This window comes from Citrobacter farmeri (genome assembly GCF_019048065.1).
GTDB classification, from domain to species: domain Bacteria; phylum Pseudomonadota; class Gammaproteobacteria; order Enterobacterales; family Enterobacteriaceae; genus Citrobacter_A; species Citrobacter_A farmeri.
Map to the genome: position 1 here is coordinate 1916886 of NZ_CP077291.1, position 23704 is coordinate 1940589.

Consider the following 23704-nt stretch of genomic DNA (forward strand, 5'->3'; position numbering starts at 1 on the left):
GATGTTGTAGGCCCGGCAAGCGAAGCGCCACCGGGCAAATCAGGCCGCTGCCTTCTTCGACATACTCAGAATAAACAGCAGTGCGGCGCACAGTACGACTGACGGACCCGCAGGGGTATCGTAAAAGGCCGAGAAGGTCAGCCCGCCTGTAACCGCTATCATCCCAACCCCTACCGCAACGCCCGCCATCTGTTCTGGCGTACGGGCAAAACGCCGCGCCGTGGCCGCAGGGATAATCAACAACGAGGTAATGATCAGCGCCCCGACGAACTTCATCGCCACGCCAATGGTTAAGGCGGTAACCAGCATCAACAGCAGCTTCACGCGCTGCAACTTCACGCCGTCAACAAACGCCAGATCGGGGCTGATGGTCATCGACAGCAGATTGCGCCATTGCCAGAAGAGGATCGCCAGCACGACAACCACGCCAATGGCGATAGAAATTAAATCGTCCGGTGTAACGGCCAGCAGATCGCCAAACAGGTAGGCCATCAGATCCACACGGATATTTGACATCAGGCTGACCACCACCAGACCCAGCGACAGCGCACTGTGCGCCATAATGCCTAGCAGCGTATCAATGGCGAGGTGAGGGCGTTTCTCCAGCCACACCAGACCTGCCGCGAGCATCAGCGTGACGGCAATCACGGCATAGAAAGGGTTGACATCCAGCAACAGTCCAAAGGCGACGCCAAGCAGCGACGCATGCGCCAGCGTATCGCCAAAATAGGACATCCGACGCCAGACGACGAACGAACCCAGCGGGCCTGCCGCACAGGCCAGCATGATCCCGGCTAACCAGCCGGGCAATAATAATTCAATCATGAGTGACCATTTCCCCGACGCAGCACAATACGACCCTGCAGATCGTGGCGATGATTATGATGATGACGATAAATTCCCAATTGTTCCGCGCCGCGAGGACCGAACATTGAGATAAATTCCGGGTGCATGGAAACGATTTCAGGTGTGCCAGAACAACAAATATGGTGGTTCAGACACAGCACTTCGTCGGTTTTTGCCATTACCAGATGCAGGTCATGGGACACCATCAGCACGGCGCAGTCCAGTTCGCGACGTAGCTGATCGATAAGGTCATACAGCGCGACCTGGCCATTGACATCCACGCCCTGGGTGGGCTCGTCAAGCACCAGAAGCTGTGGCTGGTTGAGGAGTGCGCGTGCTAACAGTACGCGCTGAGTTTCTCCTCCGGAGAGCTTTTGCATCGGCGCGTCAATCAGATGTCCGGCCTGCACGCGCTTCAGGGCCGGCAGGATGTCATCTTTCTTCGTTCCGGGGCGCAGACGCAAGAAACGACTGACGGTGAGCGGCAGTGTGGTATCGAGATACAATTTCTGCGGGACGTAGCCAATTCGCAGCTTGCCGTTACGCTTGATCACCCCTTCATCCGGGGCTACCAGCCCGAGGACGGCCCGAACAAGAGTTGACTTCCCGGCACCATTTGGGCCGAGCAGCGTTAAAATTTTTCCAGGTCTCAGTTCGAGCGAAACGTCAGAAAGGACGCGGCGCTGACCGAAAGAGACCGAGACATTTTCCAGTGAAACCAAAGTCGTCATGTCAATTTTAGTCTTGCAGAAGTTATAGAATGTTATAATATCACATTTCTCACATTCATTACGATGATTGGTCGCATTATGTTACATAAAAATACGCTTCTTTTCGCTGCATTATCCGCCGCTCTTTGGGGCAGTGCAACACAGGCGGCAAATGCCGCTGTGGTCGCCTCCCTGAAACCTTTAGGGTTCATAGCTTCTGCCATTGCTGATGGCGTTACGGATACACAAGTCTTACTTCCGGATGGGGCATCCGAACATGACTATTCATTGCGTCCATCTGACGTAAAACGCTTACAGGGCGCGGACTTAGTTGTCTGGATTGGACCTGAGATGGAGGCGTTCATGGAAAAATCCGTCAGTAACATTCCCGAGGCTAAGCAGGTAACGATTGCGCAGCTCAATGACGTGAAACCGTTGCTCATGAAAGGAGCAGACGATGATGATGATGACCACGGTCACGATCATGGGCACGCCGAAAAAGGTGACGCACATCACCATCATGGTGATTACAACATGCATCTTTGGCTCTCCCCAGAGATAGCGCGGGCCTCAGCGGTTGCAATCCATGAAAAATTAGTGGAACTTATGCCGCAAAGTCGAGCCAAACTTGACGCCAACCTGAAGGATTTTGAGGCACAATTAGCCACAACCGATAAGCAGGTTGGTAACGAGCTCGCACCACTCAAGGGTAAAGGTTATTTCGTTTTTCACGACGCCTATGGCTATTACGAAAAACACTACGGGCTCACTCCGCTGGGTCATTTCACCGTCAACCCTGAGATACAACCTGGTGCGCAGCGTTTACATGAAATAAGAACACAGTTGGTTGAGCAAAAAGCAACCTGCGTTTTTGCTGAGCCACAGTTCAGGCCAGCGGTCGTTGAAGCCGTTGCGAGAGGGACATCCGTTCGAATGGGAACGTTGGATCCCCTCGGGACAAATATCAAACTGGGTAAAACGAGCTATTCAGCGTTCTTGAACCAACTAGCGAACCAGTATGCGAGCTGCCTGAAAGGAGATTAATGAGGAAGTGAATACGTGCAACAGATAGCCCGCTCTGTCGCCCTGGCATTTAATAATCTGCCAAGACCCCATCGCGTTATGTTGGGGTCGCTTACTGTTCTGACACTGGCCGTCGCTGTCTGGCGGCCTTATGTTTATCACCCGGAATCCACCCCCATTGTTAAAACGATCGAACTGGAGAAGAGCGAAATTCGTTCACTGCTCCCGGAGGCCAGCGAGCCTATCGATCAGGCAGCGCAGGAAGATGAAGCGATTCCTCAGGATGAACTGGACGACAAAACCTCAGGGGAAGCTGGCGTTCATGAATATGTGGTTTCGACGGGCGATACGCTCAGCAGTATTCTGAACCAGTACGGCATTGATATGGGAGATATCACACAGCTTGCCGCCTCCGATAAAGAACTGCGTAATCTGAAGATTGGTCAACAACTCTCCTGGACACTGACGGCGGACGGCGATTTACAACGACTGACGTGGGAAATGTCGCGTCGCGAAACCCGTACCTATGACCGTACTGCGGCGAACGGCTTTAAGATGAGCGCTGAAACGCAGCAGGGCGACTGGGTAAACAGCCTGATGAAAGGTACTGTCGGCAACAGCTTCGTGGCCAGCGCGAAAAATGCCGGGCTGACCAGCGCGGAAATCAGTGCGGTGATTAAAGCGATGCAGTGGCAGATGGACTTCCGCAAATTGAAAAAAGGCGATGAGTTCTCTGTACTGATGTCCCGCGAAATGCTGGACGGCAAGCGTGAGCAGAGCCAGCTGCTGGGCGTGCGTCTGCGTTCAGAAGGTAAAGATTACTACGCTATCCGTGCCGAAGACGGTAAGTTCTACGACCGCAACGGTACCGGGCTGGCGAAAGGTTTCCTGCGTTTCCCGACGGCGAAACAGTTCCGCATTTCGTCTAACTTTAATCCGCGCCGTACTAACCCGGTTACCGGGCGTGTCGCACCGCACAGAGGTGTGGACTTCGCGATGCCGCAGGGGACACCGGTGCTGTCTGTTGGTGATGGTGAAGTCGTTGTCGCGAAGCGCAGTGGGGCCGCCGGGTATTATGTGGCGGTGCGTCACGGTCGTACCTATACCACGCGCTATATGCACCTGCGTAAGCTGCTGGTGAAACCAGGACAAAAGGTTAAACGTGGCGACCGTATCGCGCTTTCTGGTAACACCGGGCGTTCTACCGGCCCGCACCTGCACTATGAAGTGTGGATCAACCAGCAGGCGGTTAACCCGTTGACCGCGAAACTGCCGCGTACCGAAGGGCTGACCGGTAAAGATCGTACCGATTACCTGGCGCAGGTCAAAGAGGTTCTGCCGCAGTTACGCTTCGATTAATCATTCATGACATCAAAGCCGGTACGCAGCGCGTGTGCCGGCTTTTTTATTTTGTGCGCGGCAGGGTGCGCCGCTACACTATCATCAGATTTACTTTTGCGTCATCAGGCACTGGATAAGCATGGAAACAAAAAAAAATAATAGTGAGTACATCCCTGAGTTTGAGAAATCCTTTCGCCATCCGCGCTACTGGGGCGCATGGCTGGGCGTCGCGGCGATGGCGGGCATTGCCTTAACGCCTGCGTCTTTTCGCGATCCGCTGCTGGCGAAACTGGGCCGTTTTGCGGGACGTCTTGGCAAAAGCTCGCGTCGTCGGGCGCGGATTAACCTGTCCTTATGCTTTCCTGAGCGCAGTGAAGCTGAGCGTGAAGCAATCGTTGATGCAATGTTTTCTACTGCGCCGCAGGCCATGGTGATGATGGCGGAACTGGCGATCCGCGGCCCGGAAAAAATACAGTCGCGCGTTGACTGGGAAGGGCTTGAAATCATTGAGGAGATGCGCCGTAACAACGAGAAAGTGATCTTCCTGGTGCCGCACGGCTGGGGCGTGGATATTCCGGCGATGCTGATGGCGTCACAGGGCCAGAAGATGGCGGCGATGTTCCATAATCAGGGAAACCCGGTGTTTGATTACGTCTGGAACACGGTTCGTCGCCGTTTCGGCGGCCGGCTGCATGCGCGTAATGACGGCATTAAACCGTTTATTCAGTCCGTTCGTCAGGGCTATTGGGGATATTATTTGCCCGATCAGGATCATGGCCCTGAACACAGCGAATTTGTTGATTTCTTTGCCACCTATAAAGCGACATTACCTGCCATTGGCAGACTGATGAAGGTGTGCCGGGCGCGAGTGATCCCACTGTTTCCGGTGTACAACGGTGACACCCACCGCTTGACGATTCAGGTGCGCCCGCCAATGGACGATCTGTTGACCGCAGATGACAACACCATCGCCCGCCGAATGAACGAAGAGGTGGAAATTTTTGTGGGTCCGCATCCCGAGCAATATACCTGGATACTGAAACTGCTGAAGACCCGCAAACCAGGCGAGATCCAGCCGTATAAGCGCAAAGATCTCTACCCCCTCAAATAAGAAAAAGGCCTCTCGAAAGAGAGGCCTTTTTGCATCAGGAGCCGATCACTCGACGGTCAGAATACGCGTAGTATTGGTCGAACCGATGGTGCTCATCACGTCACCCTGAGTCACGATAACCAGATCGCCGGACACCAGGTAGCCTTTATCACGCAGCAGATTTACCGCTTCGCTTGCCGCGACAACGCCATCCGCGGCGCTGTCGAAATAGACTGGCGTAACGCCACGGTACAGCGATGTCAGGTTCAGCGTACGCTCATGTCGGGACATGGCAAAAATCGGCAGGCCGGAACTGATGCGAGAGGTCATCAGCGCAGTACGACCGGATTCTGTCATGGTAATGATCGCGGTCACTCCTTTCAGGTGGTTCGCCGCGTACATAGCAGACATCGCGATCGCTTCTTCAACATTGTCGAATTGAATATCCAGACGGTGTTTAGAGACATTGATGCTGGGGATCTTTTCTGCGCCCAGGCAGACGCGTGCCATTGCTGCGACGGTTTCCGCCGGATACTGGCCTGCGGCCGTCTCGGCTGAGAGCATGACCGCATCGGTACCATCCAGCACGGCGTTTGCGACGTCCATTACTTCCGCACGGGTTGGCATTGGGTTGGTGATCATCGACTCCATCATCTGGGTCGCGGTAATCACCGCGCGGTTCAACTTACGTGCACGACGAATCAACGTCTTCTGGATGCCGACCAGTTCCGGATCGCCAATCTCAACGCCGAGGTCGCCACGTGCGACCATCACCACGTCAGAAGCCAGAATGATGTCATCCATCGCATTCTGATCGCAGACTGCTTCAGCACGCTCAACTTTTGCCACAATCTTGGCATCGCAACCTGCATCACGCGCCAGTCGGCGAGCGTAGTTCAGGTCTTCCCCGCAGCGCGGGAAGGAGACCGCCAGATAGTCAACGCCAATCAGAGCGGCAGTAACGATGTCAGCTTTGTCTTTCTCGGTCAGGGCTTCTGCGGAGAGACCGCCGCCCAGTTTGTTAATGCCTTTGTTGTTGGAGAGCGGGCCGCCCACGGTCACTTCCGTGAACACTTTCATGCCCTGAACCTCCAGCACTTTTAACTGCACGCGTCCATCGTCGAGCAGCAGAATGTCGCCTGGTACTACATCTGCCGGCAGACCTTTATAGTCAATGCCGACTTTTTCTTTGTCGCCTTCACCTTTACCCAGGTTGGCATCCAGGAGAAATTTGTCACCGATGTTGAGGAATACTTTGCCTTCTTTAAAGGTAGAGACGCGAATTTTTGGCCCCTGGAGGTCACCCAGAATGGCCACGTGGCGTCCCAGTTTGGCAGCGATCTCACGAACTTTATCCGCGCGCATTTTATGATCTTCTGGCGAACCGTGAGAGAAATTCATTCGCACGACGTTAGCGCCTGCGGCGATAATCTTCTCAAGATTGTTATCGCGGTCAGTAGCCGGGCCTAATGTCGTAACGATTTTGGTTCTGCGAAGCCTTCTGGACATGTAATACTCCGTTGACTGAAACAACTAGGTGTTGCGTGAACAATAAACCGGTAGTTCTGAAAACCTTTACAAAGCATAGCGAACAAAACCGGATGATGAATTTAAGTAGAACTTATTATTGCTGTTAGCGGTCATTACTCTTGATGAGCAGTTCTTTATCAAAACGCGATTCCCTGAGCGCTTCCTTGACACGCTTCAAGTTATCTCTGAATTTTGCTCCACGACGCAAAGTAAATCCCGTAGCCAGCACATCTATCACGGTCAACTGCGCAAGTCGAGAGACCATGGGCATATAAATGTCAGTATCTTCCGGCACATCGAGGGTAATTGCCAGCGTTGCTTCACGCGCCAGCGGCGTATTGGCGGAGGTTAACGCAATCACCATGGCATCGTTTTCACGCGCAAGCTGCGCCAGCTCGACCAGACTCTTGGTGCGACCGGTATGCGAAATCAACACCACTACGTCATCGTCACTACAATTCATACAGCTCATCCGTTGCAAAACGACGTCGTCGGAGTAGACAACCGGGACATTGAAACGGAAAAACTTGTTCATGGCGTCATGGGCGACGGCGGCGGACGACCCCAGGCCAAAGAAAGCGATTTTCTTGGCCTGCGTCAGCAGATCCACGGCGCGGTTGATCGCCGATTTGTCCAGCGACTGGCGAACGTGGTCAAGACTGGCCATCGCCGATTCGAAAATCTTGCCCGTATAGGACTCGACGCTGTCATCTTCATCCACATTACGATTAACATAAGGGGTACCATTTGCCAGACTTTGTGCCAGATGCAGTTTAAAATCAGGGAAGCCACGGGTTTCCATGCTGCGACAAAAGCGATTCACCGTCGGTTCGCTGACGTTGGCTTCCTGTGCAAGCGTGGCAATACTGCAATGGATGGCTCGTTCGGGCGAGGCAATGATGACGTCGGCGACTTTGCGTTCAGATTTGCTCAAATGTTCCAGTTGAGACTGGATCTTTTCCAGCATATTCATGATGTAGACTCAAAGATATGACGATTTCAGCGATACAAGAAATCGAGAGGCAATTTTGGTAGATAGTACCCCTGCGAACCTGAGAAGGGGGCAAAATGGTCAGAATAGTTGTTGTTTTTTTTCATAACATGATCAGCATCGTGTTTTGACTCAACGTAGAGCGTCGCAAATCGACGACGTTTTTGACCATTTTGCGCCGTTAAGCGCCAACCGCACGGCGGGTTAAGCGTTTACGGTTTCCGGAATCACGTAAAAGCAGTACAGTGCACTGTAATAAAATTACAAGTAATGCCTGGCAAAGTACCAGGATAGCTAACTAAGGAGAATGACATGGCGGTAACGCAAACAGCCCAGGCATGTGACCTGGTCATTTTCGGCGCGAAAGGCGACCTTGCGCGTCGTAAATTGCTGCCTTCCCTGTATCAACTGGAAAAAGCCGGTCAGCTCAACCCGGATACCCGCATTATCGGGGTTGGCCGTGCGGACTGGGACAAAGATGCCTACACGAAGGTCGTGCGCGAAGCGCTCGAAACCTTCATGAAAGAGAAGATCGATGAAGCACTGTGGGACACCCTGAGCGCGCGCCTGGATTTCTGCAATCTGGATGTGAACGACACTGCGGCATTTACCCGTCTGGGAGAGATGCTTGATCAGAAAAACCGTACCACGATCAACTATTTCGCCATGCCGCCAAGCACCTTCGGCGCAATCTGTAAGGGGCTGGGCGAAGCGAAACTGAATGCCAAACCGGCGCGCGTAGTCATGGAAAAACCGCTGGGTACCTCACTGGCGACCTCCCGCGAGATCAACGATCAGGTTGGCGAGTATTTTGAAGAGTGCCAGGTTTATCGTATCGACCACTATCTGGGTAAAGAGACGGTTCTGAACCTGTTGGCGCTGCGTTTTGCCAACTCCCTGTTCGTGAATAACTGGGATAACCGCACGATCGATCATGTGGAAATCACCGTGGCAGAAGAGGTGGGCATTGAAGGGCGCTGGGGCTATTTCGACCAGGCCGGCCAGATGCGTGACATGATCCAGAATCACCTGCTGCAAATTCTGTGCATGATTGCGATGTCGCCGCCGTCGGATCTAACCGCTGACGCCATCCGTGATGAAAAAGTGAAGGTGTTGAAGTCACTACGTCGTATCGATCGCTCAAATGTACGTGAAAAAACCGTTCGCGGTCAGTACACCACGGGTTTTGCACAGGGTAAAAAAGTGCCGGGTTACCTGGAAGAAGAGGGCGCGAACAAGAGCAGTAACACCGAAACGTTTGTGGCGATTCGCGTTGACATTGATAACTGGCGCTGGGCGGGCGTACCGTTCTACCTGCGCACCGGTAAGCGTCTGCCAACGAAATGCTCTGAGGTTGTGGTGTACTTTAAAACGCCTGAGCTTAACCTGTTTAAAGAGTCCTGGCAGGATCTGCCGCAGAACAAACTGACCATTCGTCTACAGCCGGATGAAGGCGTGGATATCCAGGTTCTGAACAAAGTCCCGGGTCTTGACCACAAGCATAACCTGCAAATTACCAAGCTGGATCTGAGCTACTCCGAAACCTTCAATCAGACACATCTGGCGGATGCTTACGAGCGCCTGCTGCTGGAGACCATGCGCGGTATTCAGGCGCTGTTTGTGCGCCGTGATGAAGTGGAAGAGGCGTGGAAGTGGGTCGACTCCATTACCGAAGCGTGGGCGATGGACAATGATGCGCCAAAACCATATCAGGCAGGGGCATGGGGACCGGTCGCCTCCGTGGCGATGATCACCCGTGATGGCCGTTCCTGGAACGAATTTGAGTAAAAAAACGGCTAACCCTTCCGTGTTATTTTACCGGTAACATGATCTAACACAGATTGTTGAACAATTTTTGCACTTTTAAGCCTCGTGTGGATTCACCCACGAGGTTTTTTTTATTACACTGCCTGAAACGATTTTGCCCCTGAGCTCCGGCGAACAAGCGTTTCCTGTGTTTATAACCATAGTAAATGAACTTGCCAAACCTACAGCTCTGACAGATAAATTTCAGGAGCCTCTATGAATCCGAATTTGTTACGCGTAACACAGCGTATTGTTGAACGTTCCCGTGAAACCCGTTCTGCCTACCTCTCTCGTATCGAACAGGCTAAATCCTCGACCGTTCACCGGTCACAACTGGCATGCGGGAATCTGGCGCACGGATTCGCGGCCTGCCAGCCAGACGATAAAGCCTCTCTGAAAAGCATGTTGCGTAACAATATCGCGATCATCACCTCCTACAACGATATGCTCTCCGCACATCAACCCTACGAACATTACCCGGACATCATTCGCAAAGCGTTGCATAAAGCGAATGCAGTCGGACAGGTTGCCGGCGGCGTTCCGGCAATGTGTGACGGCGTGACTCAGGGGCAGGACGGTATGGAGCTTTCGCTGCTGAGCCGCGAAGTGATCGCCATGTCCGCCGCGATAGGGCTGTCTCATAACATGTTTGACGGCGCATTGTTCCTTGGTGTGTGTGACAAAATTGTCCCGGGGCTGGTGATGGCGGCGCTGTCATTCGGTCATCTGCCTTCTATCTTCGTGCCGTCAGGTCCGATGGCGAGCGGCCTGGCGAACAAAGAGAAAGTCCGCATTCGTCAACTCTATGCCGAAGGTAAAGTTGATCGCATGGCGCTGCTGGAATCTGAAGCGGCCTCCTATCATGCACCGGGTACCTGCACGTTCTACGGCACTGCTAACACCAACCAGATGGTGGTCGAGTTCATGGGGATGCAACTGCCGGGCTCTTCATTTGTTCACCCGGATGCCCCGCTGCGTGAAGCGCTGACGGCGGCAGCGGCGCGCCAGGTGACACGCCTGACCGGTAACGGCAATGAATGGATGCCGATCGGTAAAATGATTGATGAGAAAGTGGTGGTAAACGGAATTGTCGCGCTGTTGGCGACCGGTGGCTCAACGAACCACACCATGCACCTGGTGGCGATGGCACGCGCTGCCGGTATCCAGATTAACTGGGATGACTTCTCTGATCTCTCCGACGTCGTGCCGCTGATGGCGCGTCTCTATCCTAACGGCCCGGCGGATATTAACCATTTCCAGGCTGCGGGCGGCGTTCCGGTCCTGATGCGCGAACTGCTGAATGCGGGCCTGTTGCATGAAGACGTCAACACCGTGGCCGGTTTCGGTCTGAAACGCTATACCCTGGAGCCGTGGCTGAACAAGGGCGAACTCGACTGGCGTGAAGGCGCTGCCAAATCGCTGGACAGCAATGTGATTGCCTCTTTTGATCAGCCGTTCTCCCACCATGGCGGCACCAAAGTGCTGAGCGGTAACCTCGGTCGCGCGGTCATGAAAACGTCCGCTGTGCCGGTCGAGAATCAGGTAATTGAAGCGCCAGCCGTTGTTTTTGAAAGTCAGCATGATGTTTTACCGGCCTTTGAAGCGGGCCTTCTGGACCGTGACTGCGTGGTGGTTGTACGTCATCAGGGACCAAAAGCGAACGGAATGCCAGAATTACATAAACTCATGCCGCCACTTGGTGTATTATTGGACCGTCGTTTCAAAATTGCGTTGGTTACCGATGGCCGACTTTCTGGTGCTTCCGGTAAAGTGCCTTCCGCCATCCATGTCACTCCGGAGGCGTATGATGGCGGCCTGCTGGCGAAAGTGCGCGATGGCGACATTATTCGGGTGAACGGACAGACAGGTGAATTGACGCTGCTGGTTGATGAGGCGGAGCTTGCCGCTCGCCAGGCACACATCCCGGATCTGAGCGCCTCGCGCATTGGAACGGGGCGTGAAATGTTCAGCGCGCTGCGGGAGAAGTTATCCGGCGCAGAACAGGGCGCAACCTGTATTCATTTTTAAGGCATATTTTGTAATCAGTCGAGAGAAAAGCTCTGATGAAAAACTGGAAAACAAGTGCAGAAGCAATCCTGACCACCGGCCCGGTAGTCCCGGTGATCGTAGTGAATAAACTGGAACACGCTGTGCCGATGGCAAAAGCGCTGGTTGCGGGTGGGGTACGCGTACTGGAAGTAACCTTGCGTACCGCCTGCGCGATGGATGCTATCCGTGCTATCGCCAAAGAAGTCCCGGAAGCCATAGTGGGAGCCGGTACGGTGCTGAATCCGCAGCAGTTGGCAGAGGTCACCGCAGCGGGTGCGCAGTTCGCTATCAGCCCGGGTCTGACCGAGCCACTGCTGAAAGCGGCAACTGAAGGCACAATCCCGCTGATCCCGGGAATCAGCACCGTTTCTGAACTGATGCTGGGCATGGACTACGGTTTGAAAGAGTTCAAATTCTTCCCGGCAGAAGCCAACGGCGGTACCAAAGCGCTGCAGGCCATTGCAGGTCCATTCTCTCAGGTGCGTTTCTGTCCGACGGGCGGTATCTCTCCGGCCAACTACCGTGATTACCTGGCACTGAAAAGCGTGCTGTGCATCGGCGGCTCCTGGCTGGTGCCGAATGACGCGCTGGAAGCCGGTGATTACGATCGCATCACCAAACTGGCGCGCGAAGCGGTTGAAGGCGCGAAGCAGTAAGCTATCAATGTGTAAACCGTAGGCCCGATAAAACGTATTAGCGTCATCATCGGGTCTTGCCGGATAGCGGCTTTACTGCCTTATCCGGCCTACGGTTTCTGTTTTTTAACCAGCTACTTTTACCTGCGCAGCGGCGTTCTTCGCGCGTTCAATTGCCTCATCAACATTATTAGCTGTTGCCAGTGTGACACCGAGGCGACGTGCTCCATCAATTTCCGGCTTACCGAAGAAACGGACCTGTAAACCGGCACCGACGGCACGCTGAACATTGTCAAACGTTACGTCCTGACTGGTCAGTCGCGGCAAAATCACCGCCGAGGCGGCCGGACCATACTGACGAATAGCGCCGACGGGCAGGCCAAGAAAGGCGCGCACGTGCAGGGCAAACTCCGACAGATCCTGAGAAATCAGCGTCACCATGCCGGTATCGTGTGGACGAGGGGAGACTTCGCTGAAAATGACCTCATCCCCGCAGACAAACAGTTCCACGCCAAACAGACCGTGGCCACCCAGGGCTAACACCACTTTACGGGCAATCTCCTGGGCGCGTTCCAGCGCCAGCGCGCTCATCTGCTGCGGCTGCCAGGATTCACGATAATCCCCTTCTTCCTGGCGATGCCCCACCGGAGCACAGAAATGGACGCCATCGACGGCGCTGACGGTGAGCAGGGTGATTTCAAAATCAAATTTCACGACCCCTTCGACGATTACCCGTCCGGCACCCGCCCGACCACCCTGCTGGGCGTAATCCCAGGCTTGCGCCAGCTGTGCTTCAGTCCGAATAAAACTCTGCCCTTTGCCGGAAGAACTCATCACCGGTTTGACAATGCAAGGAAAACCGATTTCAGCCACGGCCTCGCGGAAGGTGGCTTCGCTGTCGGCAAACCGGAAGGTCGAAGTGGGCAGCGCCAGCTCTTCCGCCGCCAGACGGCGAATGCCTTCACGGTTCATCGTCAGCTTTGTTGCGCGTGCGCAGGGTACGACGTTCAATCCTTCCTGTTCCAGCGTCACCAGCATGTCTGTGGCGATGGCTTCAATTTCCGGTACGATATAGTGTGGTTTTTCTAACTCAACCACGCGGCGAAGCGCGGCGCCATCCAGCATATTAATGACGTGCGAACGATGTGCGACATGCATTGCTGGCGCGTCGGCATATCGGTCCACCGCGATGACTTCCACCCCGAGGCGCTGGCACTCGATAGCCACTTCTTTACCCAGTTCGCCTGAACCCAATAACATCACCCGAGTTGCTGCCGGACGCAGCGCTGTGCCTAATAACGTCATGAATATCTCCCCCAACAAATTTGGCCGCAGTATATACGAAAACGTTTGCGTCTGTCTTTATTGCCAGGTTGATTTCGGCCGTAAAATAGAATATACTGTACATAAATACAGTAATATTGAGAGGCTGCAATATGGCGGTTGAAGTTAAATACGTAGTCATTCGGGAAGGTGAGGAAAAAATGTCATTTACCAGCAAAAAGGAAGCCGATGCGTATGACAAGATGCTGGATACGGCGGATCTGCTCGATACCTGGCTTGAGCAGTCACCGTTAACGCTGGAAGACGAACAGCGTGAAGCGCTGTCGCTGTGGCTGGCAGAACAAAAAGAGGTGCTGAGCACCATCCTCAAAACCGGTAAATTGCCTTCTCCGCAGGCGGTTGAGAATGACGCTTCTGCCGAAGATGATACTCAGGCAGCCTGAATCTGACTTGCGCTCCTGACGTTTTGTACCATGCTTTTTCCTGAATCAATGTGCTATTGGGTAAAGGAAAAGTATGAAAAGAAAAGGTGCGTTAATCAGCCTGCTGTTGCTGGGGGCCAGTCTGTCGGTGTCTGCTGCGGACACTGACAGTAAAACTGTCAAATTCCCTCAGTGTGATGGGCTTGATGCGGCAGGCATTGCCGCAAGTGTAAAACGTGATTACCAGCAAAATCGTGTGGTGCGCTGGGCTGACGACCAAAAACGGGTGGGGCAGGCTGACCCGGTTGCCTGGGTCAATCCGAAAGAGATTACCGGGCAGGACGGGAAATGGACGGTGCCGCTAACCGTGCGCGGGAAAAGCGCGGATATACATTATCAGGTGAAAGTCGACTGCAAGGCAGGCACAGCGGAATATCGCCCGCAATAGCGCGAACATTTGCGCATCTTTAGCGCGGGCAGACATTTCCTGACATCCCCTCGGGTACGCTTTGAAAATTCATTGTCAGTACTTGAGGGATAAAATGGCTAACTGGCTTAATCAATTACACTCTCTTCTCGGGCAAAACGGATCGTCTTCATCCTCTTCGGGTGAACAGGGATTAAGTAAGCTGCTGGTACCCGGTGCGCTGGGTGGTCTGGCAGGCTTACTGGTCGCCAACAAATCCTCCCGCAAATTACTCAGCAAATACGGCACCAGTGCGCTGTTGGTCGGGGGCGGCGCGGTGGCAGGTACTGTGCTGTGGAACAAGTACAAGGATAAAGTCCGCGCGGCGCATCAGGATGAACCGCAGTTTGGCACGCAAAGCACACCCCTGGATGTGCGCACTGAACGGCTGATCCTGGCGCTGGTCTTCGCCGCGAAAAGCGACGGTCATATCGACGCCAAAGAGCGGGCGGCAATCGAACAACAACTGCGTGAGGCAGGCGTTGAAGAGCAGGGCCGCGTTTTTATCGAGCAGGCGATTGAACAACCGCTGGATCCACAGCGCCTGGCGCAGGGGATCCGCAATGAGGAAGAAGCGCTGGAGATCTACTTTCTCAGCTGTGCCGCCATTGATATCGACCACTTTATGGAACGTAGCTATCTGAACGCGCTGGGCGATGCGCTGAAGATCCCGCAGGATGTCCGTGACGGCATTGAGCAGGATCTGAAACAGCAAAAACAGGCGTTACCCGGTTAACAGAATACTTCCGGCGGCATGTTTCGCTTGCATCATTCGTCAGTTTTGCCACCCTTAGAGGGTGTATAAAGACGAAAGAACAATGACATGCTGCCGAAAGCCAATCGCAATCCCCACGCCATGACGCTCCATGGCGACACACGCATTGATAATTATTACTGGCTGCGGGACGACACCCGTTCGCAGCCGGATGTGCTGGATTACCTGAAACAGGAAAACCGCTACGGGCATCAGGTTATGTCTACGCAGCAGGCGTTGCAGGAGCGTGTGCTGAAAGAAATTATCGATCGCATTCCTCCCCGTGATACTTCTGCACCGTATGTGAAGAACGGTTATCGCTATCGCCATCTCTATGAACCTGGATGCGAATACGCTATTTATCAACGCCAGTCGGCGTTGAGCGAAGAGTGGGATGACTGGGAAACGCTGCTTGATGGTAACAAGCGGGCGGCACACAGCGAGTTTTATACTCTGGGGGGACTGGCGATAACGCCGGATAACACCATCATGGCGCTGGCGGAAGATTACCTTTCGCGCCGTCAGTACGGGATCCGTTTCCGTAATCTGGAAAATGGTAACTGGTATCCGGAGATGCTGGATAACGTCGAACCTGAGCTTGTCTGGGCGAATGACTCGCTGACCTTTTACTATGTGCGTAAGCATGCGACGACGCTGCTGCCCTGGCAGGTCTGGCGTCACACTGTCGGCACATCGTCGACGCAGGACGAACTGATTTACGAAGAAAAAGACGACACCTTCTACGTCAGCCTGCACAAAACGACGTCCCAACATTACATCGTCATTCATCTGGCTAGCGCGACGACCAGCGAGGTTTTACTGCTGGATGCTGAACTGGCCGATGCCGAGCCCTTCATCTTCCTGCCGCGGCGTAAGGATCACGAATACAGCCTCGATCACTATCAGCATACGTTTTACCTGCGCTCGAATCGCGAGGGTAAAAATTTCGGCCTCTATCGCACCCGTGTGCGCGATGAGAAACAGTGGGAAACGCTGATCCCGGCACGTGAAGCCATCATGCTGGAAGGCTTTACCCTCTTTACCGACTGGCTGGTGGTGGAAGAGCGCCAGCGCGGCTTAACCAGCCTGCGGCAGATCAATCGTAAAACCGGCGAGGTCGTGGGGATTGCCTTTGACGATCCGGCTTATGTCACCTGGATTGCTTATAACCCGGAACCGGAAACTTCACGCCTGCGCTATGGCTACTCCTCGATGACCACGCCGGATACCCTGTTTGAACTGGATATGGACACCGGCGAACGACGGGTGATTAAACAGACGGAGGTGTCGGGATTTGACGCCGCGAATTATCGCAGCGAACACCTGTGGATCACCGCGCGTGATGGCGTCGAGGTGCCTGTCTCACTGGTTTATCATCAAAAGCACTTCCGCAAAGGGCAAAATCCTCTCCTGGTCTACGGCTACGGCTCCTACGGAGCCAGTATGGATGCCGATTTCAGCAGCAGTCGCTTAAGTTTGCTGGATCGTGGATTCGTTTATGCCATCGTCCACGTGCGGGGTGGTGGCGAACTGGGGCAGCAGTGGTATGAAGACGGTAAATTCCTGAAAAAGCGCAATACCTTTAACGACTATCTCGATGCCTGCGATGCGCTGATCGCCCAGGGCTACGGCTCTCCCTCCCTGTGCTATGGCATGGGCGGTAGCGCAGGAGGAATGCTTATGGGCGTGGCAATCAATGAACGTCCTGAACGTTTCCATGGCGTGGTTGCCCAGGTACCGTTTGTGGATGTGGTGACGACGATGCTTGATGAATCGATCCCCCTGACAACCGGCGAGTTTGAAGAGTGGGGGAATCCGAAAGATCCGCAGTATTACACTTACATGAAAAGCTACAGTCCGTACGATAACGTCAGAGCGCAGGCTTATCCGCATCTGTTGGTCACCACCGGACTGCATGACTCGCAGGTCCAGTACTGGGAACCGGCAAAATGGGTGGCGAAACTGCGCGAGCTGAAAACAGATGACCATCTGCTGCTGCTGTGTACCGACATGGATTCCGGACACGGCGGAAAATCAGGCCGCTTTAAATCCTGGGAGGGGGTTGCACTGGAATTTGCTTTCCTGATTAGTCTGGCGCAGGGAACACTGCCCGGCAACGGCGCGGCTTAAGCGTTATCCAGATAGTGCTTGAGAGTTAAACGCAGTTCCGGGCTCATGCTGTCAAGGTTGTTAAACAGCCAGCGCAGATAGCCCGGATCGCGTTCAGCGACATCCGAGACGGCTTTGCCGCGATACTTGCCAAAGGTAAAGGTAGTCAGCAACCCCGGTCGCCCGGTGATGTCAGCCATTTGTTCCGCCGTCCAGCCTGAGGTATTCATAATATCGATTAGCAGCGCGGCGGTGATATAGCAGTCATAAAGTGCGCGGTGGTGGTGCAGTCCCACAGGGGTTTGCACGTTCAGTTTACGAGATTTGTAGAGCGCCATATTGCTGTACTTAATACCCGGCCAGAGGCGGCGGGAAAGCTTCATGGTGCAAATCCATTCTCCCGGCATGTCTGGCAGCACGCGACGGTCAAAGCTGGCGTTATGCGCCACATACCATTCACTACCGTAATAGTGGGGGATGACGTCTTCAATCCAGGGCTTATCCGCCACCATTGCTTCAGTAATGCGATGAATCGCCATGGCCTGGGGCGAGATCGGTCGGTCGGGGCGCACCAGGTGGCTCATAGGGTTCACAATCTTACCGTCAACCACGTCGACAGAGGCGATTTCTACAATCCCGCCCTGCAGGCCGCAGGTTTCAGTATCGATGATGCGCAGCATGTAAAACTCCTGACCGAAAACGATTAGCGTAATGGAATGATATCACCTTGCCAACCCTGCGCGGTACGCTGCCCCGTTAATAACAGCGAACCGCGGTCGGCGCGGACAATTAATTGCCCGTTTTCATCCCATAATGCGCTGCTTCCCCGCGCATTGGCCATCAGTACGGCAATTGAGAATTTATGCGAGAAATATTGTAATCGCGACGTTGAGGTCAATAATTCGGATTCGCTGACGCTTTGACTGGTGGTGAACAGAGAACACGCCGGATCCATATCGACCCCCTCTGGTTGTTCATCCACCACGCTGATCGTTTTCAGGTCTTCACACAGACACGCGCCGTGGCTTTGATGAAACATGCGCGGTGAGGTCATCCACGGGGCGAAGACGGCAATCCCTTTGACAAAACGGTTGTTATGTTTGACCGGAAGACCGGCAATGATCGTCATACGGTGCGCGTGGGCGGCCTGTGAGAGTGGCTGTAGCAGACTGATATCCGGCGGCGCAGGCAGCGACTGCGATCCGTCCACACAGCCGAGTAATGAAAGAGAGGGAAAAACCAACAGCTCGCACTGTTGTCGGGCTGCTGCGTCGATGAATTTCAGATGATGAATGATATGTTCGCGAACAGAGGTTTTTAGCGGTTCATACTGTGCAGCAGCTATTTTCCAGCGTGACATAATGACTTCCTTTTCATAGTGTCTACAATCATCCTTAAATCATAGAATAAGAATGTACTTATACTGTAGCAGGCAATATGTAAGGATATGTAACTTCGAAACGAAAATTATTTAGGCTTGGGCTCGTAGGGCAATCGGGACAACGAAACGGACGCCAGACGATGGGCGATCAGGCGCTCGCGAAACCAGTCACGCAGATGCGCAGGCTGCTCACGTTCGACCACTTCGGCGACGACGGGCATATTGTAACGCTCTTTAAACGCGACGCCGGCAGCGGCCAGATCGACGTTTACCTTGTCCATTTCTGCCTGTTCAAGCTGAGCCAGATTTTTGTGCATGGGCTTCTCCTTCGGTGTTGCGCGCAAAAGTTACTAAGAGTCTGCCTGAATGGCAAGCCGCAATTGAAGATTGTCGACGCGAACATTATTGAAGGTTATCCTCTCAGGATAAGGTATTACAAAAGGGAATAGTTGATATGGTCTCTCCTGCACGTACTTTCCGCTATACGCTCCTTGTTCTGGCTTCTGCCCTGACAGCCCCGACCGTATGGGCCCATGCGCATCTGACCCACCAGTATCCGGCTGCGGATGCCGAGGTTGTTGCCGCGCCGCAGGCGCTGACCCTCAATTTTTCCGAAGGTATCGAGCCCGGATTCAGCGGGGCGACGATTACCGGTCCAAAGCATGAGGGAATCAAAACCCGTCCGGCAAAGCGTAATGAACAGGATAAGAAACAGCTGATCGTCCCTCTCGATGAAACGCTTAAGCCTGGTCAATACACGGTGAACTGGCACGTCGTGTCCGTCGATGGACATAAAACCAAAGGACAGTACACTTTTCGCGTGAAATAAACATGCTGACGCTGACCTGGGTTGCACTCCGCTTTATCCATTTTACCGCCCTGATGCTGGTGTTTGGCTCTGCGCTCTACGGCGCGTGGCTGGCACCGCTTTCTATCCGCCGTCTGATGAGCCGACGCTTCTTACGTCTGCAACAGCACGCTGCGTTGTGGTGTTTTCTGAGCGCGTTATTGATGCTGGCGATCCAGGGGGGATTAATGGGCTCCGGCTGGCAGGATGTTATCTCCGTTTCGATCTGGGTTGCCGTATTGCACACTCAGTTTGGCGGGGTGTGGCTCTGGCAGATCGTTCTGGCGCTGGTCACGCTGGTTGCCTCGCTGATCGTGCCGCGTAATTTACCGCGACTATTACTGCTCTTAACCCTCGCGCAGTTTGCACTGCTGACAGGAGTGGGGCACGCCACACTGCACGCGGGGGTCGTTGGCGCGCTCCAGCAGACAAACCATGCTCTGCATCTGATTTGCGCCGCGGCCTGGTTTGGCGGCCTGTTGCCGGTGATCTACTGTATGCACATGGCAAGAGGACGCTGGCAGCAGCAGGCGGTTTACACCATGATGCGTTTTTCCCGCTATGGGCATCTTGCCGTGGCAGGCGTGTTACTCACCGGCATCGCCAATGTGCTGTTTATTCAGGGCTTTTCACTCCCATGGCGGACAGCGTGGGGGCAACTGCTTTTGCTAAAATGTGCACTTGTCCTGCTAATGGTGGCAATCGCACTGGCGAATCGGTATCTTCTCGTACCACGAATGCGCCAGGATAATCGACGCATCAATCTGTACTTTATTTGGATGACGAAGATCGAATGGGGAATCGGCGCTGTAGTGCTGGCAATCGTCAGTTTCTTTGCGACGCTGGAACCGTTCTGAGGGACAGGCAATATTCATGAAAAAAGTGATTCTCTCTTTGCTGCTTCTGACCAGTTCAGGGGTTGCGCTGGCGGCACCGCAGGTCATTACCGTGAGCCGCTTTGAAATTGGTAAAGATAAGTGGGCGTTCGACCGCGAAGAGGTAATGCTGACCTGCCGGCCTGGAAACGCATTGTATGTGATTAACCCCAGCACGCTCGTGCAGTATCCGCTGAACAATATCGCGCAAGAGCAGGTGGCAAGCGGCAAAACGAATGCGCAACCTCTGTCGGTGATTCAGATAGACGATCCGGCGAAACCGGGTGAAAAAATGAGCCTGGCACCGTTTATCGAACGAGCGGAAAAGCTCTGTTAGTTACCAAAAGCATCTTTCTGATTTCCAATAAAAAACCGCAAGCCTTCTTAAGAGAAGCTTGCGGTTTTTACATTTCAGGCAGTGACCATCACCGTTTTTTTCAGGCCGCGTAAGCCGCGGACTGGAAAACCTGGCGTCGTCATCTATTCTTAAAGGGCAAGGCGACTTAGCCTGCATTAATGCCAACTTTTAGCGCACGGCTCTCTCCCAAGAGCCATTTCCCTGGACCGAATACAGGAATCGTATTCGGTCTCTTTTTATCTGTAGAACGAGTGCTTTCCTGAACCAAACGGCATTTCGCACTTATCATTCTGAGTAAACCATACCTACACCCAGGCATAAACGTCCAGCGTTTTTTGCTGCTATTGTTAAATTTGTGTTAGGGCGCGACTGAGGACAAAAACGCTCATGAAACAGCCTGAAAATAGTTACCAAATGATCGAAGGGACACATTGGCGGCACATCTGGGTGGTCGGGGATCTCCATGGCTGTTTTGCGTTATTGATGGCGAAATTGCGAGCCTGTCACTTTGATCCCTGGCAGGATTTGTTGGTCTCGGTAGGCGACCTCATCGATCGCGGCCCTGACAGTCTACGCTGCCTGCAACTGCTGCATAAGCGCTGGATGGTGGCGGTCAGAGGGAATCATGAGCAGATGGCGATTGATGCCATGCGCACGTCTCAGTGGTCGTTGTGGACAATGAATGGCGGTGGCTGGTTTACGATGTTGCCTGCGCAGAAGCGTCATCAGGCCACGCTGGCGCTGGCGTATTGTCAGCAATTGCCGTGGATCCTGGAGCTGCATTGCCGCGAAGGGAAGCATGTGATTGCCCACGCCGATTACCCGGGCGAGATTTATCAGTGGCAAAAGCCGGTTAACCTCGAAGAAGTGCTGTGGCGACGTGCACGACTGAGTGCGCATCTTGCGGGAGAAGGCGCTGCTATCGCCGGTGCCGACAATTTCTGGTTTGGTCATACCCCGCTGCGTCAACGTTTTGATAGCTACAATCTGCACTACATTGATACGGGGGCGGTATTCGGCGGGGAGTTAACGCTGGTACAGCTACAGTGATTAAAAGTCACTGTATTGCTGCGCGGGCGCCCAAAAGCCATCGATAAAATCCTCTACCGGGAAGCAACCACCCTGGCGAATTCGTTGATCGTCCATATAATACAGGCACTGCTGCTCTGTATCGTAAACATCCACTACGATATCTTCGCAACCGCCATCCAGATAACAGACAAACAGAACCAGTGCGAACATCCTATCCTCATTTTGTACAACCCTAACAAAAGTGTAGGAGGAATTAACGCAAGCGGGAAGGGGGGAAATAAATAACCCGCCGGCAGACGGGTTCTTTTGAATCAGGCAAGACGCATGATCCAGGCATCAGACTTACGATCGTAATGGTTGCGGAAGAGGACCGAATGTTCTCCGTTAAGAAGGGCAGGAATGCTGGTTTCATCGTCCCAGGCATCCAACTGCATGCATAAATCCGGATCGGATTTACACGGAATGGTTAACGTTCGGTCTCCCGGCGATTCGCCGTGTAACTCGGCATCGTCAATTTCAAAGGCGCCAATGCGCACACTGGTTTTCATCATCGTGCTCTCCGTTGATTCGCTGATTGTGGTACGACCAGTTAGGCCGTCCAGTTTTCAGCGTAGTCAACGCAGGAAAAAGCGCCAGTCAAAAAATGCGCAAATTTTCCGATTTCAGACGTTACCGGTAAACAATTTGCCATCGCGAACGAGTTCGCGCGGGTAGCTGTTTTTCAGTCGCGAACCGATTCGTTTAGCAAGCCCGATCGGTTGATGCTGGAAGGTTACCAGCGCTTCGTCAGTGGTGGGGGTGGTCTGCGGATAGACATCGCGACCTCGATACCACTCTTCCGCTTCCTGGCGAGACAGCTCAAACGCGCAACGGTGATGCACATCAGCGAGCGCGATGACCGCTTCATGCTGCCAGCGATAACCTTTATTATGAATTTCTGCCAGCTTAATGCCGAGGCGGGAGAAGCGGACTTTACCGATCAGCGGTTCAATCTCCGCCGGGAAAAGCCAGACTTCTTTATCACGCTGCCAGAGGTGCAGGTTTTCATTCCATTGCAGACCCAGGGCGTTAGCCGCCTGGACTATGCTTGTGGCGTCGCGACCTTTGACGGGGCTAAAAGGGAAATTCCCCACTTTGTATTTCGGCGCAGGCAGCGCGGGAATGGATGCCGTTTTACGCAGACGGGCGACGAAGAATCCTTCGCAGTCATAAATCTGGGGGAAAACATGCAGGAAACCTTCTGCTGTCAGCGCCTGAGTCGCCTCAGGGAAAAGATCGTTTAACGGTAAAAATTCCACAGCCTCAGGCCAGGTCTCCTTCAGCCAGGCAACCACCGATTCGTTTTCTTCACGGTTCAACGTACAGGTTGAATAGACCAGCGTACCCCCAGGGCGCAGGGCGTGAAACGCGCTTTCGATCAGTTCGCGTTGGGTCGCGGCAATCTCAAGATTGCTCTCAATGGACCAGTTTTTCAGCGCATCCGGATCTTTTCGTACGACCCCTTCACCTGAGCAGGGAGCATCAAGCAAAATCGCGTCGAACGTTTCCGGCAGTGCCGCTCCGAATACGCGACCGTCAAAATGGGTGAGCGCCACGTTACTGATCCCACAGCGACTGATATTGGCGTGCAGCACTTTCACCCGACTGGCGGAGTACTCATTGGCGAGAATTGCCCCGCGGTTGCCCATGCGCGCTGCGATTTGTGTGGTTTTTGAACCCGGTGCCGCGGCGACGTCCATTACGCAGCTCGGTAAATTATCGTCGGCAAACAGCGCGGCAACCGGCAGCATGGAACTGGCTTCCTGAATATAAAACAGACCGCTCAGATGTTCGGCGGTACTGCCGAGCGGCAGGGCTTCTTCATCGTCACGCTCAATCCAGAAACCTTCTTCACACCAGGGAACCGGCGTCAGCGACCAGCCATACGGGGCGGTTAAGGAGAGAAAATCGGCAACCGAAATCTTAAGCGTATTAACGCGGATGCTGCGGCGTAACGGGCGCTGGCAGGCGGCGAGAAAATCATCAAAAGAGAGGTGCGCAGGCATTGCCTCGCGCATTTGCGTCAAAAAGGCGTCAGGGAAATAAACAGCGTGTTGAGTCACGGGGGAGCACCACCGGCAGTAAAACAAGCGCGCAGTGTAGCATAAAGGCTCCG

Annotated in this window: 25 protein-coding genes; 14 read left to right on the forward strand and 11 right to left on the reverse strand. The window is 53.8% G+C overall.

The window, feature by feature from the left end; translation table 11 throughout:
- Positions 1–39 precede the first annotated feature (39 nt).
- Together znuB and znuC are read right to left on the reverse strand one after the other, a co-directional pair.
- Positions 40–825 carry a zinc ABC transporter permease subunit ZnuB gene (znuB, locus tag I6L53_RS09025; protein ID WP_042318415.1) on the reverse strand — a complete coding sequence of 262 codons (786 nt, stop codon included), beginning with the start codon at positions 823–825 and terminating at the stop codon, positions 40–42.
- Positions 822–1577, reverse strand: coding sequence for a zinc ABC transporter ATP-binding protein ZnuC (gene znuC / locus I6L53_RS09030; RefSeq protein WP_042318418.1), 756 nt, complete (start codon positions 1575–1577; stop codon positions 822–824). The genes znuB and znuC overlap by 4 nt, the downstream gene beginning before the upstream one ends.
- 78 nt (positions 1578–1655) lie before the next feature.
- Here znuC and znuA point away from each other — a divergent pair, with 78 nt between their 5' ends.
- The 3 genes from znuA (at position 1656) to lpxM (ending at position 5031) form a co-directional block, all read left to right on the forward strand.
- A complete protein-coding gene (znuA, locus tag I6L53_RS09035) occupies positions 1656–2600 on the forward strand; it encodes a zinc ABC transporter substrate-binding protein ZnuA (RefSeq protein ID WP_042318422.1) in 945 nt (314 codons plus the stop codon).
- A 15-nt stretch (positions 2601–2615) separates the two neighbouring features.
- Positions 2616–3938, forward strand: coding sequence for a murein DD-endopeptidase MepM (gene mepM, locus I6L53_RS09040; RefSeq protein WP_042318425.1), 1323 nt, complete (start codon positions 2616–2618; stop codon positions 3936–3938).
- A 121-nt stretch (positions 3939–4059) separates the two neighbouring features.
- Positions 4060–5031: a lauroyl-Kdo(2)-lipid IV(A) myristoyltransferase gene (lpxM, locus tag I6L53_RS09045; RefSeq protein WP_042318426.1), complete on the forward strand. Its 972-nt coding sequence runs from the start codon at positions 4060–4062 to the stop codon at positions 5029–5031.
- Between the two features lie 45 nt (positions 5032–5076).
- Here the strand turns inward: lpxM and pyk are convergent, their stop codons facing one another.
- Positions 5077–6519: a pyruvate kinase gene (pyk, locus tag I6L53_RS09050; RefSeq protein WP_042318429.1), complete on the reverse strand. Its 1443-nt coding sequence runs from the start codon at positions 6517–6519 to the stop codon at positions 5077–5079.
- Positions 6520–6643: 124 nt separating this feature from the next.
- Positions 6644–7513: a MurR/RpiR family transcriptional regulator gene (locus tag I6L53_RS09055; protein WP_042318431.1), complete on the reverse strand. Its 870-nt coding sequence runs from the start codon at positions 7511–7513 to the stop codon at positions 6644–6646.
- 330 nt (positions 7514–7843) lie between these two features.
- On the opposite strand from I6L53_RS09055, the gene zwf reads away from it, so the two are divergent.
- From zwf to kdgA, 3 genes are all read left to right on the forward strand, one after another.
- On the forward strand, positions 7844–9319 hold the full coding sequence (gene zwf / locus I6L53_RS09060) for a glucose-6-phosphate dehydrogenase (protein ID WP_042318433.1): 1476 nt from the start codon (positions 7844–7846) through the stop codon (positions 9317–9319).
- Positions 9320–9553: 234 nt separating this feature from the next.
- A complete protein-coding gene (gene edd, locus I6L53_RS09065) occupies positions 9554–11365 on the forward strand; it encodes a phosphogluconate dehydratase (RefSeq protein ID WP_042318436.1) in 1812 nt (603 codons plus the stop codon).
- 35 nt (positions 11366–11400) lie between these two features.
- The gene (kdgA, locus tag I6L53_RS09070) at positions 11401–12042 is read left to right on the forward strand and encodes a bifunctional 4-hydroxy-2-oxoglutarate aldolase/2-dehydro-3-deoxy-phosphogluconate aldolase (protein WP_042318438.1); all 642 of its coding nucleotides are present in this window, start codon (positions 11401–11403) and stop codon (positions 12040–12042) included.
- 105 nt (positions 12043–12147) lie between these two features.
- Here kdgA and purT read toward each other — a convergent pair whose 3' ends face one another.
- A complete protein-coding gene (gene purT, locus I6L53_RS09075; RefSeq protein ID WP_042318440.1) occupies positions 12148–13326 on the reverse strand; it encodes a formate-dependent phosphoribosylglycinamide formyltransferase in 1179 nt (392 codons plus the stop codon).
- Positions 13327–13457: 131 nt separating this feature from the next.
- Here purT and yebG point away from each other — a divergent pair, with 131 nt between their 5' ends.
- From yebG to ptrB, 4 genes are all read left to right on the forward strand, one after another.
- The gene (gene yebG, locus I6L53_RS09080; protein WP_042318441.1) at positions 13458–13748 is read left to right on the forward strand and encodes a DNA damage-inducible protein YebG; all 291 of its coding nucleotides are present in this window, start codon (positions 13458–13460) and stop codon (positions 13746–13748) included.
- A gap of 73 nt (positions 13749–13821) precedes the next feature.
- Positions 13822–14175, forward strand: coding sequence for a protein YebF (yebF, locus tag I6L53_RS09085; RefSeq protein ID WP_042318443.1), 354 nt, complete (start codon positions 13822–13824; stop codon positions 14173–14175).
- Between the two features lie 94 nt (positions 14176–14269).
- On the forward strand, positions 14270–14929 hold the full coding sequence (locus tag I6L53_RS09090) for a tellurite resistance TerB family protein (protein WP_042318446.1): 660 nt from the start codon (positions 14270–14272) through the stop codon (positions 14927–14929).
- An 87-nt stretch (positions 14930–15016) separates the two neighbouring features.
- A complete protein-coding gene (ptrB, locus tag I6L53_RS09095) occupies positions 15017–17077 on the forward strand; it encodes an oligopeptidase B (protein ID WP_042318448.1) in 2061 nt (686 codons plus the stop codon).
- Here ptrB and exoX read toward each other — a convergent pair.
- From exoX to I6L53_RS09110, 3 genes are all read right to left on the reverse strand, one after another.
- On the reverse strand, positions 17074–17736 hold the full coding sequence (exoX, locus tag I6L53_RS09100; protein ID WP_042318450.1) for an exodeoxyribonuclease X: 663 nt from the start codon (positions 17734–17736) through the stop codon (positions 17074–17076). The genes ptrB and exoX overlap by 4 nt on opposite strands.
- 23 nt (positions 17737–17759) lie before the next feature.
- Complete coding sequence (locus I6L53_RS09105; RefSeq protein WP_042318452.1) at positions 17760–18416, reverse strand: carbon-nitrogen hydrolase family protein; 657 nt, start codon at positions 18414–18416, stop codon at positions 17760–17762.
- Positions 18417–18523: 107 nt separating this feature from the next.
- Positions 18524–18754: a DNA polymerase III subunit theta gene (locus I6L53_RS09110; RefSeq protein ID WP_042318454.1), complete on the reverse strand. Its 231-nt coding sequence runs from the start codon at positions 18752–18754 to the stop codon at positions 18524–18526.
- 137 nt (positions 18755–18891) lie between these two features.
- Between I6L53_RS09110 and yobA the strand changes: the two genes are divergently transcribed.
- From yobA to pphA, 4 genes are all read left to right on the forward strand, one after another.
- Positions 18892–19266 (forward strand): CopC domain-containing protein YobA, encoded by a 375-nt coding sequence (gene yobA, locus I6L53_RS09115; protein ID WP_042318457.1) that lies wholly within the window; start codon positions 18892–18894, stop codon positions 19264–19266.
- Positions 19267–19268: 2 nt separating this feature from the next.
- Positions 19269–20141: a copper homeostasis membrane protein CopD gene (gene copD / locus I6L53_RS09120; RefSeq protein WP_042318459.1), complete on the forward strand. Its 873-nt coding sequence runs from the start codon at positions 19269–19271 to the stop codon at positions 20139–20141.
- 16 nt (positions 20142–20157) lie between these two features.
- Positions 20158–20496, forward strand: coding sequence for a YebY family protein (locus I6L53_RS09125; RefSeq protein ID WP_042318461.1), 339 nt, complete (start codon positions 20158–20160; stop codon positions 20494–20496).
- A 408-nt stretch (positions 20497–20904) separates the two neighbouring features.
- Entirely contained in the window at positions 20905–21567 is a 663-nt protein-coding gene (gene pphA, locus I6L53_RS09130; protein ID WP_042318462.1) for a protein-serine/threonine phosphatase, read from the forward strand.
- On the opposite strand, the gene I6L53_RS09135 is transcribed toward pphA, so the two are convergent.
- The 3 genes from I6L53_RS09135 to rsmF all read right to left on the reverse strand — a co-directional run bounded on the left by I6L53_RS09135 (position 21568) and on the right by rsmF (position 23651).
- The gene (locus I6L53_RS09135; RefSeq protein WP_042318465.1) at positions 21568–21759 is read right to left on the reverse strand and encodes a YdfD/YebW family protein; all 192 of its coding nucleotides are present in this window, start codon (positions 21757–21759) and stop codon (positions 21568–21570) included.
- Between the two features lie 101 nt (positions 21760–21860).
- Positions 21861–22097 carry a YebV family protein gene (locus I6L53_RS09140; protein WP_167382411.1) on the reverse strand — a complete coding sequence of 79 codons (237 nt, stop codon included), beginning with the start codon at positions 22095–22097 and terminating at the stop codon, positions 21861–21863.
- Positions 22098–22211: 114 nt separating this feature from the next.
- Complete coding sequence (gene rsmF / locus I6L53_RS09145) at positions 22212–23651, reverse strand: 16S rRNA (cytosine(1407)-C(5))-methyltransferase RsmF (RefSeq protein ID WP_072015681.1); 1440 nt, start codon at positions 23649–23651, stop codon at positions 22212–22214.
- Positions 23652–23704 lie beyond the last annotated feature (53 nt).

What these genes read in the sequence shown, in the direction of transcription:
- znuB (WP_042318415.1), bottom strand. Translation starts at nt 825, where the DNA reads ATGATTGAATTATTATTGCCCGGCTGGTTAGCCGGGATCATGCTGGCC.
- znuC (WP_042318418.1), bottom strand. Translation starts at nt 1,577, where the DNA reads ATGACGACTTTGGTTTCACTGGAAAATGTCTCGGTCTCTTTCGGTCAG.
- znuA (WP_042318422.1), top strand. Translation starts at nt 1,656, where the DNA reads ATGTTACATAAAAATACGCTTCTTTTCGCTGCATTATCCGCCGCTCTT.
- lpxM (WP_042318426.1), top strand. Translation starts at nt 4,060, where the DNA reads ATGGAAACAAAAAAAAATAATAGTGAGTACATCCCTGAGTTTGAGAAA.
- pyk (WP_042318429.1), bottom strand. Translation starts at nt 6,519, where the DNA reads ATGTCCAGAAGGCTTCGCAGAACCAAAATCGTTACGACATTAGGCCCG.
- I6L53_RS09055 (WP_042318431.1), bottom strand. Translation starts at nt 7,513, where the DNA reads ATGAATATGCTGGAAAAGATCCAGTCTCAACTGGAACATTTGAGCAAA.
- zwf (WP_042318433.1), top strand. Translation starts at nt 7,844, where the DNA reads ATGGCGGTAACGCAAACAGCCCAGGCATGTGACCTGGTCATTTTCGGC.
- edd (WP_042318436.1), top strand. Translation starts at nt 9,554, where the DNA reads ATGAATCCGAATTTGTTACGCGTAACACAGCGTATTGTTGAACGTTCC.
- kdgA (WP_042318438.1), top strand. Translation starts at nt 11,401, where the DNA reads ATGAAAAACTGGAAAACAAGTGCAGAAGCAATCCTGACCACCGGCCCG.
- purT (WP_042318440.1), bottom strand. Translation starts at nt 13,326, where the DNA reads ATGACGTTATTAGGCACAGCGCTGCGTCCGGCAGCAACTCGGGTGATG.
- yebG (WP_042318441.1), top strand. Translation starts at nt 13,458, where the DNA reads ATGGCGGTTGAAGTTAAATACGTAGTCATTCGGGAAGGTGAGGAAAAA.
- yebF (WP_042318443.1), top strand. Translation starts at nt 13,822, where the DNA reads ATGAAAAGAAAAGGTGCGTTAATCAGCCTGCTGTTGCTGGGGGCCAGT.
- I6L53_RS09090 (WP_042318446.1), top strand. Translation starts at nt 14,270, where the DNA reads ATGGCTAACTGGCTTAATCAATTACACTCTCTTCTCGGGCAAAACGGA.
- ptrB (WP_042318448.1), top strand. Translation starts at nt 15,017, where the DNA reads ATGCTGCCGAAAGCCAATCGCAATCCCCACGCCATGACGCTCCATGGC.
- exoX (WP_042318450.1), bottom strand. Translation starts at nt 17,736, where the DNA reads ATGCTGCGCATCATCGATACTGAAACCTGCGGCCTGCAGGGCGGGATT.
- I6L53_RS09105 (WP_042318452.1), bottom strand. Translation starts at nt 18,416, where the DNA reads ATGTCACGCTGGAAAATAGCTGCTGCACAGTATGAACCGCTAAAAACC.
- I6L53_RS09110 (WP_042318454.1), bottom strand. Translation starts at nt 18,754, where the DNA reads ATGCACAAAAATCTGGCTCAGCTTGAACAGGCAGAAATGGACAAGGTA.
- yobA (WP_042318457.1), top strand. Translation starts at nt 18,892, where the DNA reads ATGGTCTCTCCTGCACGTACTTTCCGCTATACGCTCCTTGTTCTGGCT.
- copD (WP_042318459.1), top strand. Translation starts at nt 19,269, where the DNA reads ATGCTGACGCTGACCTGGGTTGCACTCCGCTTTATCCATTTTACCGCC.
- I6L53_RS09125 (WP_042318461.1), top strand. Translation starts at nt 20,158, where the DNA reads ATGAAAAAAGTGATTCTCTCTTTGCTGCTTCTGACCAGTTCAGGGGTT.
- pphA (WP_042318462.1), top strand. Translation starts at nt 20,905, where the DNA reads ATGAAACAGCCTGAAAATAGTTACCAAATGATCGAAGGGACACATTGG.
- I6L53_RS09135 (WP_042318465.1), bottom strand. Translation starts at nt 21,759, where the DNA reads ATGTTCGCACTGGTTCTGTTTGTCTGTTATCTGGATGGCGGTTGCGAA.
- I6L53_RS09140 (WP_167382411.1), bottom strand. Translation starts at nt 22,097, where the DNA reads ATGAAAACCAGTGTGCGCATTGGCGCCTTTGAAATTGACGATGCCGAG.